The organism is Flavobacterium psychrophilum (assembly GCA_001708385.1).
GTDB classification, from domain to species: Bacteria; Bacteroidota; Bacteroidia; order Flavobacteriales; family Flavobacteriaceae; genus Flavobacterium; species Flavobacterium psychrophilum_A.
The window spans coordinates 595,881-610,934 of record CP012388.1 but is presented as its reverse complement, the minus strand read 5'-3'; the positions used below and the strand labels follow the sequence as shown (position 1 = coordinate 610,934).

Below are 15,054 nucleotides of genomic sequence, written 5' to 3'. Positions count from 1 at the left end.
TATTAATTGATGTATAATAGAGGAGGAAAGCAATTGCTTTCCTCCAACTAATTTATTCTACTATTTTTTCTTCTCTTTCCCAGATTCGGTGCTTACCTAATTCTGTAATAAACTCATTGGCAAAATTAGCGTCATTACCCATAACCACTCCAGGCAATGTTTTTTCTTTTTTGTCGGCAAGTTTGTTACCAATAGTGGTTGTAGAAAGTAACTTATCGGTCCCTTCATCGGCACCAATTACTTTACAATGCCTGTAAGCATCGTTAATAAATTCTATAACATTATCGTTGCTCTCCAATACACTCATATTAGTTGCCTTTGGAATATAAATGGCATCAAATAATACGGAAGAAGATGAAAAGAAGGTATGATCAGTTTTAATCTCTTTTCCGGTATCGGTTTTTATATTTCCTGCATGAGGGCCTATAATTTTAGCTGTCGCACCCTTTGCTTCCAACGCTTTCTTAAGAGTATTCAATGACGTCTCGCTGACTCCGTCTGCGCATAAAAATGCAACCTGCCTTGTTTCTATGGTATTAGTAACAGTTGGGTTTTTAAGCATGCTTAAAGCATCAGATGGCTGGTAACTGTTATCTAAAGGTTTTGGCTCATGTTTTTGAGGATCTGCATCGGCACCTATGCCATGATTCATTGGTTTTTCGGGTTGGGCAGGAACTGTAAGTCCTAAACCTTCAGCTACTTTATCGGCAAGATTTTCATCAACCTGAGATAATAATCCCAGCATCCTTTCCCTTATGGCAACAGTTTCTACCTTACTTAATTCAAAACGCAAAGCGCTAATAATATGGTTCTGTTCAACTTTAGTCTGGCTTTTGAAAAACAAGGCTGCCTGGCTGAAATGGTCGGCAAAGCTCTCACTGCGTTCGCGTACTTTATGAGCTTCAACACGTTCGTAATGGCTTACAAATCCGCCTTCAGCTTCTTTAGCCTGCTCTGGGTACCCATTGTTTAAAGAATTAGGGCTGTAGCTTACACGGCCAACATTGATTTCCTGCCTCATGTGCCCGTCACGCTGGTTGTTGTGCATTGGTGCAATTGGCCTGTTAATCGGAATTTCATGGAAGTTAGGGCTGCCTAACCTCAGTAGCTGTGTATCTGTATACGAGAAAAGCCTTCCTTGTAACAGTGGATCGTTTGAGAAATCAATTCCGGGAACTACATGGCCCGGATGAAATGCAACCTGCTCTGTTTCTGCAAAAAAGTTGTCAGGATTTCTGTTTAGAACCATTCGGCCGATTTTGATTACCGGAACTAGTTCTTCAGGAATAATTTTGGTAGGGTCAAGCAGGTCGAAATTATATTTATGTTCATCAGCTTCAGGAACTATTTGTACACCGAATTCCCATTCGGGGAAATCGCCGTTTTCAATTGCTTCCCATAGATCTCTTCTGTGGAAATCGGGATCATTACCTGATATTTTCAATGCTTCATCCCATACTACGGCATGTGTACCTAATTTAGGTTTCCAATGGAATTTGACAAAGACTGACTCATTGTTTTCATTTATAAATCGGAAGGTATGAATACCAAAACCTTCCATCATACGCAGGCTCCTTGGAATCGCCCTGTCACTCATAGCCCACATAACCATGTGCATAGACTCAGGCATCAGTGAGATAAAGTCCCAAAAAGTATCGTGTGCAGAAGCTGCCTGTGGAATTTCATTATGAGGTTCAGGTTTTACAGCATGTATAAGGTCAGGAAACTTCATGGCATCCTGAATAAAGAATACAGGAATGTTGTTGCCAACAAGGTCAAAATTACCTTCCTGTGTATAGAATTTTACTGCAAAGCCACGAACATCGCGGGCAAGGTCTGTTGATCCTCTAAAGCCTGCAACGGTTGAAAAACGAACAAAAACAGGTGTTTTTACTGAAGTATCATTTAAAAATGCGGCTTTTGTATATTCACCTGCATTTCCGTAGGCTTCAAAATAACCATGTGCTCCAGATCCCCTTGCGTGGACTATACGTTCCGGTATGCGCTCATGGTCAAAATGCGTAATCTTTTCACGCATTATAAAGTCTTCCAGTAATGAAGGACCTCTTTCTCCAGCTTTAAGGCTGTTGTGATCGTTGTTAATTCTTACGCCGTGATCGGTAGTAATAAACTGGCCTTCGCTATACTCCCTGTTTTTTTCCAGATCCTGCAGCTTAGCATTGTCTGTAGGATTTGTAGAAGGTGTGTCATTTTTTTTCATTTCAGTACGCTTTTAGTTTTTGTTTATTCCATATAAAGTTAGGTATCAGTAATTAAGCAATACTAATATTAACGCATGATTAACGCCGTCACAATTTACCCCTCAGAGTTTAACGCGCCGTTACCACTTATTAACATAACACTATAAAATGCTTAAGACCAGCCTGTTTACCTTTACAACACTTCAAACGAAAAATGCTAATTTAAAAAACCAAGCTATGTCAATCATTCAAAATGACCATTCAGAAGGGCCTGTTGCAAAGGCTATCGAAAAACAGACTTCAAAACTTCCGTCAGATGTGTTTTTATGGGCCGCTTTAGGCGCTATGGCAGCATCGGCTACTTTAAAATGTCTTAGCAAAGACAAAACGGCCTTATTTGTGGGACAGTGGGCAGCACCATTTTTACTATTAGGTCTTTATAACAAAATAGTGAAATTAGAAGGCAGCGACAAGAAAAGTAAAAATTTCGAATCAGGCTATGATGCTTTTACAGAAGAGCATCCTATCAGCGATTATGCTGAACCTGAAAGAGATATTACAGTTTAATTTAATTGGGGATAGATTTTATCTGTTCCCATTTAAATTTTAATGAAGCCAGGAATAATTTGATAAACAACAACTAAGAATAAATTTTATGGAAAAGAAACATGCACTAATTACAGGAGCAACAAGCGGTATTGGTTACGAACTGGCAAAACTTTTTGCTAAAGATGGTTACAACCTTGTACTGGTTGCCCGTAATGAGGAAAATTTAAAACAAACGGCATCGGAAATGGAGCAGCTTAACAGTGGTATTCACACACATGTAATTGCAGCCAACCTTTTTGAAAGTGACGCAGCACAAAAAGTGTATGATAAAACTACAGAGCTGGGCATTACAGTAAATGTATTGGTAAATGATGCAGGACAGGGCGAGTGGGGAAGGTTTATAAAAACTGATCTTAAACGTGAAACCGATCTTGTTCAGTTAAATATTCTTTCCCTTATCAGTCTGACCAAATTCTACCTTAAAGAAATGGTATCAAGAAATGAAGGAAGGATATTGCAACTGGCTTCATCGGTATCTAAAGCGCCATCACCATACTTATCGGTATATGCAGCAACCAAAGCTTTTGTTTTATCATTTACAGAAGCAGTAGCAGAAGAACTTAAAGAAACAGAAGTACGTATTACGGCCCTTCAACCGGGTGCTACCGATACTGACTTCTTCCATAAAGCAAAAGCAGAAAATACAGTTACCTATAAAGAAAGCGATCTGTATACTGCGGAAGAAGTAGCTAAAGCAGGTTTTGATGGGTTGATGAACGGAACTACTATTGTCTCACCCGGCTTTATGAACAAGGCACAGAAAGTAATGAATACAATAATGCCCGATAGTGCTATTGCAGCCAATATGGAAAAACAGATGGAGTCGAGCATGAAAGAAGACGGGCGTCTTGAAAGCTCACATCCTGCATCGCAACGCGAACGCAGCAGTATCAATTCTAAAAAAGAGGGTGTTAACGGAGATTACTAATCTCAAAACGTAATGCTATGGATATTTTGTAATTAAATACTAATCTGTAAATAAATGTATTATGAAAAAGCTTAAAACAATTGGTCTTGTGGCTCTTATAGTCCTAAGTGCGACATTTTACTCGTGTAAGGACAGATCTACAAACGAGGAATCTTACGGACCTACAGAAACATCAAGAAGTGAAATGCCGACTGAAAATGATGAAGCAACAGGAGATACTGTAGCCCATGAAACAGGACCCGGATCGGCTACTATAGGAGATACGTTAAATAAAACGCCTTAAAAATTTAATAAAAAACAACATCTAATCAATCTATTATGAAAGCAGCTGTAATACACGGTCCGGGTAAAATAACCTGTGACACTATCGATGATCCAAAAATCTTGAATCAGGATGACATTATATTAAAAGTGACTTCTACAGCCATTTGTGGGTCTGACCTTCATATTTTTTCAGGAGGTATTCCACAACCAAGGCCTATGGTGTTAGGACATGAGTTCATGGGAATAATTGAAGAGGTTGGAAAAGGAGTAACGCACCTAAAGCGCGGCGACAGGGTAGTAGTGCCATTTCCTGTTGCCTGCGGAACCTGCTTTTTTTGTGACCACGAATTACCGGGACATTGTGAAAACAGTAACCCAGAACATTATGGGCCTGAAGGAGGAATAGCAACCGAAAAAGGTGGAGCACTATTTGGCTACACCGATCTGTATGGTGGGTATGATGGCGGTCAGGCACAATATGTGCGCGTGCCTTATGCAAACTTCGGGCCGCGCGTTGTGCCGGAAAATCTTACGGATGAACAGGCTTTGTTCTTAACGGATATATTTCCTACCGGTTATACCGGAATTGATTGGGGGCAGGTAAAAGGTGGTGAGACTGTTGCTATTTTTGGTGCCGGACCCGTTGGAATAATGGCAGCAAAAAGTGCATGGCTTAGAGGTGCTGCAAGAGTTGTTGTCGTTGATACGCTGCAATACCGCCTTGATAAAGCAAAAGCGACAGCACATTGCGAAACCATATTGTGGGAAGATGGCCCTAAAGGCGTTGTAGAACAGATACGTGCCATTACGCAAGGCCGTGGTGCCGATGTATGTGTAGAAGCTGTTGGTTTTGAACCCGAAAGAAGTTTTTTAGACAGGGCAAAAGCTGTGGTTAATTTCGAAAAAGGTTCTGTAAAAGTTTTAGAAGCTTGTATGAGTGCAGTACGCCGTGGTGGAATTGTATCAGTGTTGGGTGTATATCCGGCAAACTATGACAACTTCCCGATAGGCCAGTTTTTTGATAAAGGTATTATCCTGAGGGGTGGTCAGGCTCCTGCACATAAACATATCGACAAGCTACTTGGATATGTAACGGAAGGAAAAGTAGTTTTAGACGACATTATTACTCACAGGCTCCCGTTAACTGAAATTGCACATGGCTACGACATCTTCGATAAAAAAGAAGATGGTTGCGTTAAGGTCGTTTTAGATCCGTGGGCATAATAATAGATAAATGGGGTTAAATATTTTTACTAAAGCAGAGTCTAAAACGGCTCTGCTTTTTGCATACTATTAAAGTCAGAAACTATATTATATGTTTAGCGAGATAAGAAGCCGTCCGACTATTTTTATTTTTAGCTACAACCGATGGTGTTCCTTTTGCTACAATAGTTCCACCTTTGTTGCCTGCTCCGGGGCCTACGTCAATAACCCAGTCGCTGGCGGCAATAACATCCATATCGTGTTCTACCACGATTACGGTATTTCCCGCCGAAACTAAGCCTTTTAATTGTATCATTAGTTTTTCAACATCTGAAGGGTGAAGCCCCGTTGTTGGTTCATCTAAAATATAAAGGGTGTTGCCATGCTGCTGTCTTTGCAACTCTGTTGCTAGTTTAATACGTTGGGCCTCGCCACCCGAGAGTTCTGTAGCGGACTGTCCCAGTCGTAAATACCCCAAACCAACCTGACGAATTACGTCAAGGGTATGTGCTACAGCTTTATCATCAGCGAAGAATTCATAGGCCTGATTCACAGTCATAGCTAATACTTCGGCAATATTCTTATCGTTGTATTTTATTTCAAGGGTTTCAGGATTATATCGCGTACCATGACAGGTAGGGCAAGGCGAGTATACGCTTGGCAGGAACAAAAGTTCTACCATTACAAAACCTTCTCCCTGACAATGTGGGCAGCGTCCTTTAGCAACATTGAATGAAAATCTTCCGGCATCGTATTTTCGTGATTTTGCCAGCTTAGTAGCTGCAAATAATTTACGTATGTTTTCAAACAAGCCGGTGTAAGTAGCAAGATTAGACCTCGGCGTTCTGCCAATAGGCTTTTGGTCTACAACAACCAATCGTTTAATGAATTCCATACCTTCAGTAATAGTTCCGCCTAACGTTTCAACTACATTCTGGTCTAATGGATTTTCTTCTTCAGATGAGGCATTATTTACAGCAGTTCCGAGATAATCGGCGACAAGTTCTACAAGTACCTGGCTAACAAGGCTGCTTTTACCCGAACCCGACACACCCGTAACACTTGTAAAGACACCCAGCGGAAATTCTGCTGAAAGATTGGTGAGGTTGTTTATTGTTACGCCTTCTAATTTTAGCCAGCCTTTTGGTTCAATTATATTATTTTGCAAAGTCTTTTTATCGGAGAAAATATACTGTCTTGTTACTGATGCTTCAATACCTTTCAATCCTTCAGGTGGGCCACTATATAAAACTTGGCCTCCCATTTCTCCGGCAGCAGGACCAACATCTACGATCCAGTCGGCATGGTGAATTACATCTATTTCATGTTCGACCACAAATAAAGAATTTCCAGAAGCCTTAAGCCTGTCTAAAGAACGGAGCAGCGCCTCGGTATCTGCGGGGTGAAGTCCCGCTGAAGGTTCATCCAATACGTATACAACACCAAAAAGGTTGGAGCGTACCTGCGTTGCAAGCCGTAATCTTTGCAATTCGCCCGGTGAAAGGGTAGGAGTACTACGTTCCAGTGTAAGATAACCAAGACCCAGGTCTAAAATAACATTAAGCCTGGCCAGCAAGTCTTCTGCAATGCGGTAAGCAACAGTAATTTTTTCAGGATGTTCTTTGTCAGATTTTGAAAGCTGTTTAGCTAAAGGTGTAGCAAATGCCGCAAATATAGTAGCCATTTCTTCTAACGGAACCCTGTTCATCTCTGCGATATCAAGGCCGGCAAATTTTATTGATAGTGATTCTTTTCGTAACTTTTTACCGTGGCATGCGGGGCATTCGCTGCTAAGCATATATTGCGCCACGCGTTTTTTCATTAACGGACTTTGTGTATTTGCAAAAGTGTGCATCACATAGCGTTTTACGCCTGTAAAAGTTCCCATGTAGTCGGGTGGGAGTTTTTTCTTAAGAGCTTCTTTTACTTTATCAGAACTATAGTTTGGGTATACAGGTACTACAGGTTGTTCATCGGTAAACAGAATCCAGTCGCGTGTTTCTTTTGGCAGATCTTTCCAGGGAATATCTACATCATGCCCTAGGGTTGTAAGAATATCGCGTTGGTTTTGTCCCTGCCATGCCGAGGGCCATGCTGCAACTGCACGCTCACGTATGGTAAGCGAGTCATCGGGTACCATAGATTTTTCAGTAACTTCATATACGCGACCTAATCCGTGGCATTCGGGGCAGGCGCCTTCAGGAGTATTGGGAGAAAATGCCTCAGCATAAATAATAGATTGTCCGGCAGGATAATCGCCTGCACGGGAATAGAGCATCCGCAACAGATTAGAAATAGTTGTAACACTACCCACGGATGATCTTGTACTAACTGATCCTCGCTGTTGCTGTAATGCTACAGCGGGTGGCAACCCTTCAATTTCATCAACTTCGGGAATTGCCATCTGGTTGAAAAGCCTTCTTGCATAAGGAGATACAGAATCGAGATACCTGCGTTGCGCTTCGGCATATAAAGTACCAAAGGCCAAAGATGATTTACCCGAACCGGAAATACCTGTAAATACTACCAAAGCATCTCTGGGTATTTTTACATCTATGTTTTTCAGGTTGTGCTCGCGTGCACCTTTTACGGTTACAAAACCGGTAAATTCTTTATTTGTATCCTTAGGGTCTTTAGCCATTCTGCTGCTTGTTTTGCTTTTGCAAACTTAGTAAAACTGTAAGTGTATTGTTATGATTGCCCCTCAAGTTTGGCTACCGCTTCGGTATTGCCCTGCTGTGCAGCCAGATCTAGTGCTGAAAAACCACGCATATCTTTAATAGAGCTGTCAGCTCCTTTTTCTAATAACATATTAACGATATCGTTACGGCCAAACATAGCTGCAAACATAAGTGCTGTACCGCCGTTACCATGTTTCGCATCTATATCAGCATTGCGGTCTAAAAGTAGTTGTACAACATCTGCATAACCTTTAAAGCATGCACCCATTAGAGCAGTATTTCCACTATTATCTGCCAGATTTATATCGGCACCTGCATCAAGAAGTGCTGTTACGGCTTCAGGCTGATTGTTATAAGCCGCTATAATTAGTGGCGTAAAACCTTTTTCGTCGTAAACGTTAAGGTTATCTTTAAGTGCAAAAATTTCTTTTAATACAGGAACATTTCCCTGGCGTGATGCTGCAAATAAAGCTTGTGTAATTTCGTCCATATCTATTTTATTAAGGTGTGTTATATTATGATTTTTAATTTTCCAATGAATGGTTAATATTACGTTGCGTAAGGTATATTCCCTGTTTTAATCTCATTCTGCATCCGTAAAAAGTCATTGTTATTCTGATGCATATAAGCTATTGAAAATTCGGAAATAGCTTCGTCAAAAGATGTGCCTCCACCGATATATCCGCTTATAATAGCAGGATCTCCGGTGCGTGCGTGTGCCCTTGCCAAAGCCCAACCGCACGAACGGGCATACGTTATAAATGTGCTGTATTCCATGTATTCAAGAATAGGCTTAACTTTTGCATCCCTAAGCTGGCGCATATAAAATTGCTTGCCGGTATCATCATGTGTCCATCCAAGGAATATATCAGATGCAGACTGCATTAGCTTTTGGCCTTCAACAACGCGTTGCCCATGATTAGTAAATCTACTTTTACCAACGTATGGTTCGAGTACGCTCTGCTTTGCTTCTTTAAACTGCAGGAATAAAGGATCTCCCGTTGCAGATAGCAACAGCATGATTCCGCATTGCGTGCCCACGCTGCCAACACCTACAACTTTTATTGCAGCATCGTATAAACTGTACCGCTGCAATAACGTTCTGCGATCATTTGGGAGTGTTTTCAGGTAACGGTTAAACGCGCCTTCGGCCTGATTATAAAATCTAGCCTGTCTTTCATCATCGAAATGATAGATAAGCGGTGGTATATCTTTAATTCTGGGGTTGCCATTTTTTGAATATACCAGTTTTGTAAAATCCTTTATATGTGGCTGCCTTTTAATGGCTTTTTTTATTTGTGCAGGATCAAACTGTTTTGCGTTTTTAATCTTTCCTGTTTGAATAAGATCTTTAAGATTGATTTGGGAATACCATATTTGCAGGGCCGACATTTCTGCATACTCATTCATATGACTACGGTAACTACTAGCCACTGTAGCTGCAGCATCCTGACTTTCAGATAATGAAAAACCTTTGTCAATCCCCGCTATCGCAAAGCTGGCTGCCAGCCTCTTTACATCCCACTCCCAGGGAGCAACAGACGTTTCATCGAAATCATTGATATCAAAAACCAGTTTTCGTTCGGGTGTGGCAAATCCACCAAAATTTAAAAGGTGGCAATCACCACAGGCCTGAAGATACATTTTTGTCGATGGTAGTTGAGATAGATCGGATGCCATAAGCGCCGCACTTCCCCTAAAAAAAGTAAAAGGCGATTCCATCATTCTTTCATAGCGGATAGGCAATAATGAAGACATCCTGCCTTTGTCGCTTTCCAGATGAAGGTCTACAGGATTAACCCTGTCGGTAATATCCAATTGGGCATGGTTTACAATAGGGCAGTGTTCCCGTAAAGAGGCACCATAATTATAGCGGTCATCCTTGGAAACGCTTCCTTTAAAATGTTTTAGTATACCCAATGCCTTTTTAGACTTCATAACTTATTATTGCTATACATCTTACAGATGTAAATTTTATTATTGTGCAGCAATGCGGTGCATCAGTTTTTGGATCATTGCCCTTAATTTTGCCTTATAATCCTGTTGAAGCCAGTCGGTATAATTTTTTGTTGTGTTTTCAAGGCATTTGCAGTATTGCTTAACCCTCCAGGTTATTTCGCTCTCCAACTCGTCAGATAAATGGAGTGCTTCACTAATAGTTTCTGCATTTTCAATGCACATCAGTGTATGTTGCCTTATCGAATCACGTATTACTATTTTTGGCTTTTCATTGTTCTTCAATGCATCCAGGTATGCACTTTCAATATCAAATGACAGCTCAAGTGTTTTAGGAAATTTAGAACGTAGTTCGCTGCTGATTGTATGCGACTCGTAATCCGATCCTTTACTTTCTTTGGTCAGGTAACTTTCCGGATTTTCAAATATATATTTCCAGTCCATTGGTGCATTCCACTCACCGAAGCGTTCTGTGTTGTTACCAAGATCTACTATCGTAAATGTTTTTTTATTGCTCATTCGTCGCGAGCCCCTTCCAATCATCTGATGGTATAGCGTCAATGAATTTGTTGCTCTGTAAAGTATAATAGCTTGTATAGATGGCTCATCAAAACCGGTTGTTAATAATGATACAGACGTCAAGATAGCTCCTTTGGTCTCCTTGAACCATTTAAGAGTAGCTATACGCTCTTCTTTTGGCGTTTTGTTGTCAAGATGCCTGATAGCATAACCGGCGTCGGTAAACATCTGAAAAACCCTTTTCGATGTGAAAATCCCATTATTAAAAATCAAGGTCTTTTTGCCAATACAAAGGTTTTTGTAGGCTTCGCTAAGCAGTTCCAGCATTGGGTCTGATGCATACAACAGGTCAGAACTTGCAACTGTGTAGTCACCATGTGATGCTGCAACAAGCGAATTAAGTTCTACCGTATACTTATGTGTTTTTGGTTTTGCAAGATATCCTTTCGCTATAAGCGACTGGATATTTTCACCAACAATCAGTTCGCTATAATTTTTATGTAACGGCATCGTAATATCTGAGCTCAGAGGTGTAGCAGTCACTCCAATTATAATGGCATTACTGAATTTATCAAGCAGTTTCTGAAAGGAATTATGATGCGCTTCGTCTATAATAACCAAACCAACACCGTCGGGGTTAAACTGCTTATCCCTTATCCTGTTTTTAAGCGTTTCAATCATGGCGACGTAACAGTCGGGTTGTACACGTGGTTTTTTCTTTACCTCACTGGTGTAGGCAAGATTGTTAATCCCCATTTTTTTAAGAACAGATGATGTTTGCCTGCACAATTCTACGCGATGCGTAAGTACAACAACCTGTCGTGCATATTTCTGAATGTAGTTTTTTGCGATTTCAGAAAATATAACTGTTTTTCCACCACCTGTAGGAAGCTGATACAATAGCCTGCTTCCCGGAGGAACAGAATCTACCTTAGATAACAGTGTTTGAATGTCACTTTGTTGGTAGTCGTAAACTTTTTTCTTTGGTATAATGGGAGAAGGTATCGTTTCCATAGTAAGGTAATTTATTGTTATCTAAATTAGTCAGTCCAAAATAGAATAGTTATAAATATTTGGTAAATAATACAAGAATGAGGTTGTTAATTTTGTGATATAATTAATTGATAATTAGTTTTATAAAAAAAAAATAACCTGCAATTTTAATTGCAGGTTATCAAATATCATTATTGACGTAAAGTCCGGTTCTTAAAATTTATAACCAATACCAATTTGAAATACCGAGTTTTGAACGTTGATATCGTCAGCAATATCTGTTACTCCCTGAATGTATCTCGCAGTGGCAAATAAGCCAAGATCTGTCTGGAAAGTTACACCACCGGCTACACCAAACTCAAAAGTTTTTAGATCATCTCTAAATGGAGTTGGAGAGTCACCGTCATTTGAATTAGGATTCACATCTATCTCATCATTAAGTAGGAAGCTGAACTGCGGTCCTGCTTCTACACTAAACCCTTTAAAAAGATAAAACTTAGCAAGTACAGGAACGTTTATATAGTCCAGTTGAAGTTCTGCCTTATCGCCATCTGTTCCTTCAAAATTAAACTGTGCGCCCTGTCCTGAATAAAGTGCCTCTACCTGAATCGAGAAAATCTCTGCAACAGGCAATTCTGCAAATACACCTGCGTGAAAGCTTGTTCTTGAATCGGGGCTGTCAATGCTTCCGTTGATAGTAGCCAGGTTTACTCCACCTTTTACACCAAAACTTACAGCCATAGATTGTTCATTGCTTCCGTTGTCCTGTGCTGATGCTGTTGTAATGGCGCCCATCATAAAAGCACCCATTGTCAATAATTTAAATAATTTCATTGTATCTGTTTTTTTATAATTTCAGAATAAAATTAGGTCTTTAAAATTGCGGATTTATTAAGGATTTGCTAATTCGCAAAACATTAACCAAATCTGTAAAACCTGCAAACGCGAATTATTATATATTGGCAATACCTTCACTATTATTTATGATTTAATGGGGAAACTATGCCATTTACAGCACTTACATTTATAGCAATTACCAAATCTATATTCTGAAGAAACAAGTCATGGAAAAAACTACCCGTATTGCTATAATAGGAGGAGGCCCTGCCGCATTATTTATGTTTAAGCGATTAATCGAAACAGATAGTAAAAATATCCAGGTAACCATTTTTGAGAAAAAGCAGGAATTGGGATCTGGCATGCCTTACAGCAGGGAAGGAGCCAATGAAGAACATATAACAAATGTATCTGCCAATGAGATTCCACATATCGTTACTTCCATAAAAGAATGGACACAGACGGTATCGAGGGATATACTTGATATTTTTTCTATAGAGGCAGAACGCTTTAATGAATACAAGGTATTACCTAGACTTTTCTTTGGCAAATACTTATCAGGTCAGTTTGATCTGCTTATTGATATGGCTAAAGAAAAAGGTATAGAAACACTTCTTAAATTAGGAAGTGAGATAACCGATATTAAAGACCTGCCTGAAACCCAGGAGGTAAGGGTAGAAGTGAACAATGAAGACTTTTTACTATTTGATACCGTCATAATCTGTACAGGCCATAACTGGCCTAAACGTTACGAGGGCAAAGTGCCGGGCTACTACGATAGTCCGTATCCTCCGTCTAAACTAAGGCATACCTTTAACCATCCGGTGGGAATTAAAGGGGCATCGCTTACAGCGATTGATGCTATACGGACTATTGCAAGACACAATGGTAATTTTTTTGAAAATGAATCTGGTGAGCTTGTTTTTAAAACTTTAGAAGATACTCCCGATTTTAAAATAGTTATGCATACCCGAAATGGTTTTTTACCCGCAGTGCGCTTTCACCTGGAAGACTCACAGTTAAAAAGCAACTCATTATTAACAGAGGAAGAATTATCCCTGCACAGAGAGCAAAATGGTGGTTTCCTGTCTCTGGATTATCTGTTTGAAAAAGATTTTAAAGACCAGTTCAAAGAAAAAGATCCCGAATTCTATTTGAAAATAAAAGATATGAAAATGGAAGAGTTCGTAGCAACTATGATGGAGTTACGTGAAGAACTCGATCCTTTCGATCTTTTGAGGGCGGAATACATACAAGCGGAAAAATCAATAAAAAGACATGAGTCGGTATATTGGAAAGAAATGCTTGCGATATTAAGTTTTGCTATGAACTATCCTGCAAAATACTTATCAGCTGAAGATACACTGAGGATGCAAAAAACGTTGCAGCCTTTAATCTCTCTGGTTATAGCATTTATTCCACAGACGTCGTGCAGGGAGTTGATGGCGTTACATGCAGCCGGCAGGCTTGAACTTGAAGCTGTTGGCAATGATAGCGATGACGAAGTTCATGAAGATGGTGGTGTAAGCTTAAAATATACGTCTAAGTCAGGGCAAGTAACATCATCTTATTTTAAAACATATGTAGATTGTGTTGGGCAGCCACACCTTAACTATAAAGATTTTCCATTTAAAAGTATGCGGGATGACAAGACGATATATCCTGCAACGATACGTTTTAAAGATAATGAAAAAGGAAAAGATGTATTTGACGAACATCCTGATAAGGTGGAGCAACATAGCGATGGTTACAGGTTAAAGGTTTCAGGTATTGCAATCAATGATAATTTTCAGGTTACGGATAATTATGGAGCTTATAATGACAGAATATTTATAATGGCTGTACCTTATATTGGCGGTTACAATCCTGACTATTCCGGACTGGATTTTTGCGAAGAGGCTTCAGGTCGTATTGTAAAATGGATTTCAGATAATATATTAGTTACAGTAAACTGATCACTTTGAAACTAAATGATACTTAGTAATCCTGTTCGATTTGGTAACTTTGCAGTTCCAAGTTTTTTACTATGACTATTATTACATTTACGCTCATAATACTTATCGGAGCTTTCCTTGCGGGTCTTATAGGTTCTTTGTCAGGTCTCGGCGGGGGTATTATCATAATTCCATTACTTACTATTTTTCTTGGGGTGGATATTCATTACGCCATAGGTACGGCATTGGTATCTGTTATCGCTACATCATCAGGCTCTGCCGCTGCCTATGTACGTGAGGGAATCACGAATATGAGATTGGGAATATTCCTGGAAGTAGGTACCACAGTAGGTGCTGTTTGCGGTGCATTATTATCTACTATTGCACCCACATCATTTATAGCCGTATTATTTGGCTTAACCTTACTATTTTCGGCACTTAATTCTTTACGCAAAAAGGAAGAACACGTAGTGAAAGAATCGAGTCCACTTGCCCAAAAATTCAGGCTGGCAGGAACTTACCCTTCTCATGACGGAAAACTGATACAATACGGCACCAAAAACGTAGTGGGCGGTTTTGGTATGATGGGCATTGCAGGGATGATGTCCGGACTGCTGGGTATAGGTTCCGGTGCATTTAAAGTTATTGCGATGGATAACATTATGCGAATTCCATTGAAGGTATCTACCACAACAAGTAATTTTATGATGGGCGTAACTGCTACTGCGAGTTCTGTAATCTACATTCAGAAAGGATACATAGAACCCGGTATATGTATGCCGGTTGTAATAGGTGTATTATTTGGAGCGATGGCAGGGTCTAAAATACTAGTGAAAACGAATCCTAAAAAGTTAAGGGTATTCTTTTCAGTATTAATTTTTGTGCTTGCCGTGAATATGATATACAATGGATTAACAGGAAAAATTTAA

General features: G+C 39.8%; 11 protein-coding genes and 1 pseudogene. 6 read left to right on the top strand and 6 right to left on the bottom strand.

Translation table 11 applies throughout. The annotated features are described in order from the left end of the window. Positions 1-52: 52 nt before the first annotated feature. On the bottom strand, positions 53-2,221 hold the full coding sequence (gene katE / locus ALW18_02625; GenBank protein ID AOE51510.1) for a hydroperoxidase: 2,169 nt from the start codon (positions 2,219-2,221) through the stop codon (positions 53-55). Positions 2,222-2,438: 217 nt separating this feature from the next. On the opposite strand from katE, the pseudogene ALW18_02620 reads away from it, so the two are divergent. The 4 genes and pseudogenes from ALW18_02620 (at position 2,439) to ALW18_02605 (ending at position 5,226) form a co-directional block, all read left to right on the top strand. Beyond that, positions 2,439-2,672 (top strand): annotated as a pseudogene (locus ALW18_02620) (hypothetical protein). Between the two features lie 184 nt (positions 2,673-2,856). Further along, entirely contained in the window at positions 2,857-3,738 is an 882-nt protein-coding gene (locus tag ALW18_02615) for an oxidoreductase (protein ID AOE51509.1), read from the top strand. Positions 3,739-3,799: 61 nt separating this feature from the next. Beyond that, positions 3,800-4,021, top strand: a complete 222-nt coding sequence (locus ALW18_02610; GenBank protein ID AOE51508.1) for a hypothetical protein — start codon at positions 3,800-3,802, stop codon at positions 4,019-4,021. Positions 4,022-4,056: 35 nt separating this feature from the next. Beyond that, positions 4,057-5,226 (top strand): dehydrogenase, encoded by a 1,170-nt coding sequence (locus ALW18_02605; GenBank protein AOE51507.1) that lies wholly within the window; start codon positions 4,057-4,059, stop codon positions 5,224-5,226. An 82-nt stretch (positions 5,227-5,308) separates the two neighbouring features. Here the strand turns inward: ALW18_02605 and ALW18_02600 are convergent, their stop codons facing one another. From ALW18_02600 to ALW18_02580, 5 genes are all read right to left on the bottom strand, one after another. Further along, complete coding sequence (locus ALW18_02600) at positions 5,309-7,846, bottom strand: excinuclease ABC subunit A (GenBank protein ID AOE51506.1); 2,538 nt, start codon at positions 7,844-7,846, stop codon at positions 5,309-5,311. Between the two features lie 50 nt (positions 7,847-7,896). Further along, positions 7,897-8,376, bottom strand: coding sequence for an ankyrin (locus ALW18_02595; GenBank protein AOE51505.1), 480 nt, complete (start codon positions 8,374-8,376; stop codon positions 7,897-7,899). Positions 8,377-8,435: 59 nt separating this feature from the next. Beyond that, positions 8,436-9,824, bottom strand: a complete 1,389-nt coding sequence (locus tag ALW18_02590) for a hypothetical protein (GenBank protein ID AOE51504.1) — start codon at positions 9,822-9,824, stop codon at positions 8,436-8,438. Positions 9,825-9,863: 39 nt separating this feature from the next. After that, a complete protein-coding gene (locus ALW18_02585) occupies positions 9,864-11,375 on the bottom strand; it encodes a DEAD/DEAH box helicase (protein ID AOE51503.1) in 1,512 nt (503 codons plus the stop codon). A gap of 192 nt (positions 11,376-11,567) precedes the next feature. Then, complete coding sequence (locus tag ALW18_02580; GenBank protein AOE51502.1) at positions 11,568-12,188, bottom strand: hypothetical protein; 621 nt, start codon at positions 12,186-12,188, stop codon at positions 11,568-11,570. A 230-nt stretch (positions 12,189-12,418) separates the two neighbouring features. Between ALW18_02580 and ALW18_02575 the strand changes: the two genes are divergently transcribed. Together ALW18_02575 and ALW18_02570 are read left to right on the top strand one after the other, a co-directional pair. Then, a complete protein-coding gene (locus tag ALW18_02575) occupies positions 12,419-14,146 on the top strand; it encodes a hypothetical protein (GenBank protein AOE51501.1) in 1,728 nt (575 codons plus the stop codon). A 71-nt stretch (positions 14,147-14,217) separates the two neighbouring features. Then, entirely contained in the window at positions 14,218-15,054 is an 837-nt protein-coding gene (locus ALW18_02570; GenBank protein AOE51500.1) for a permease, read from the top strand.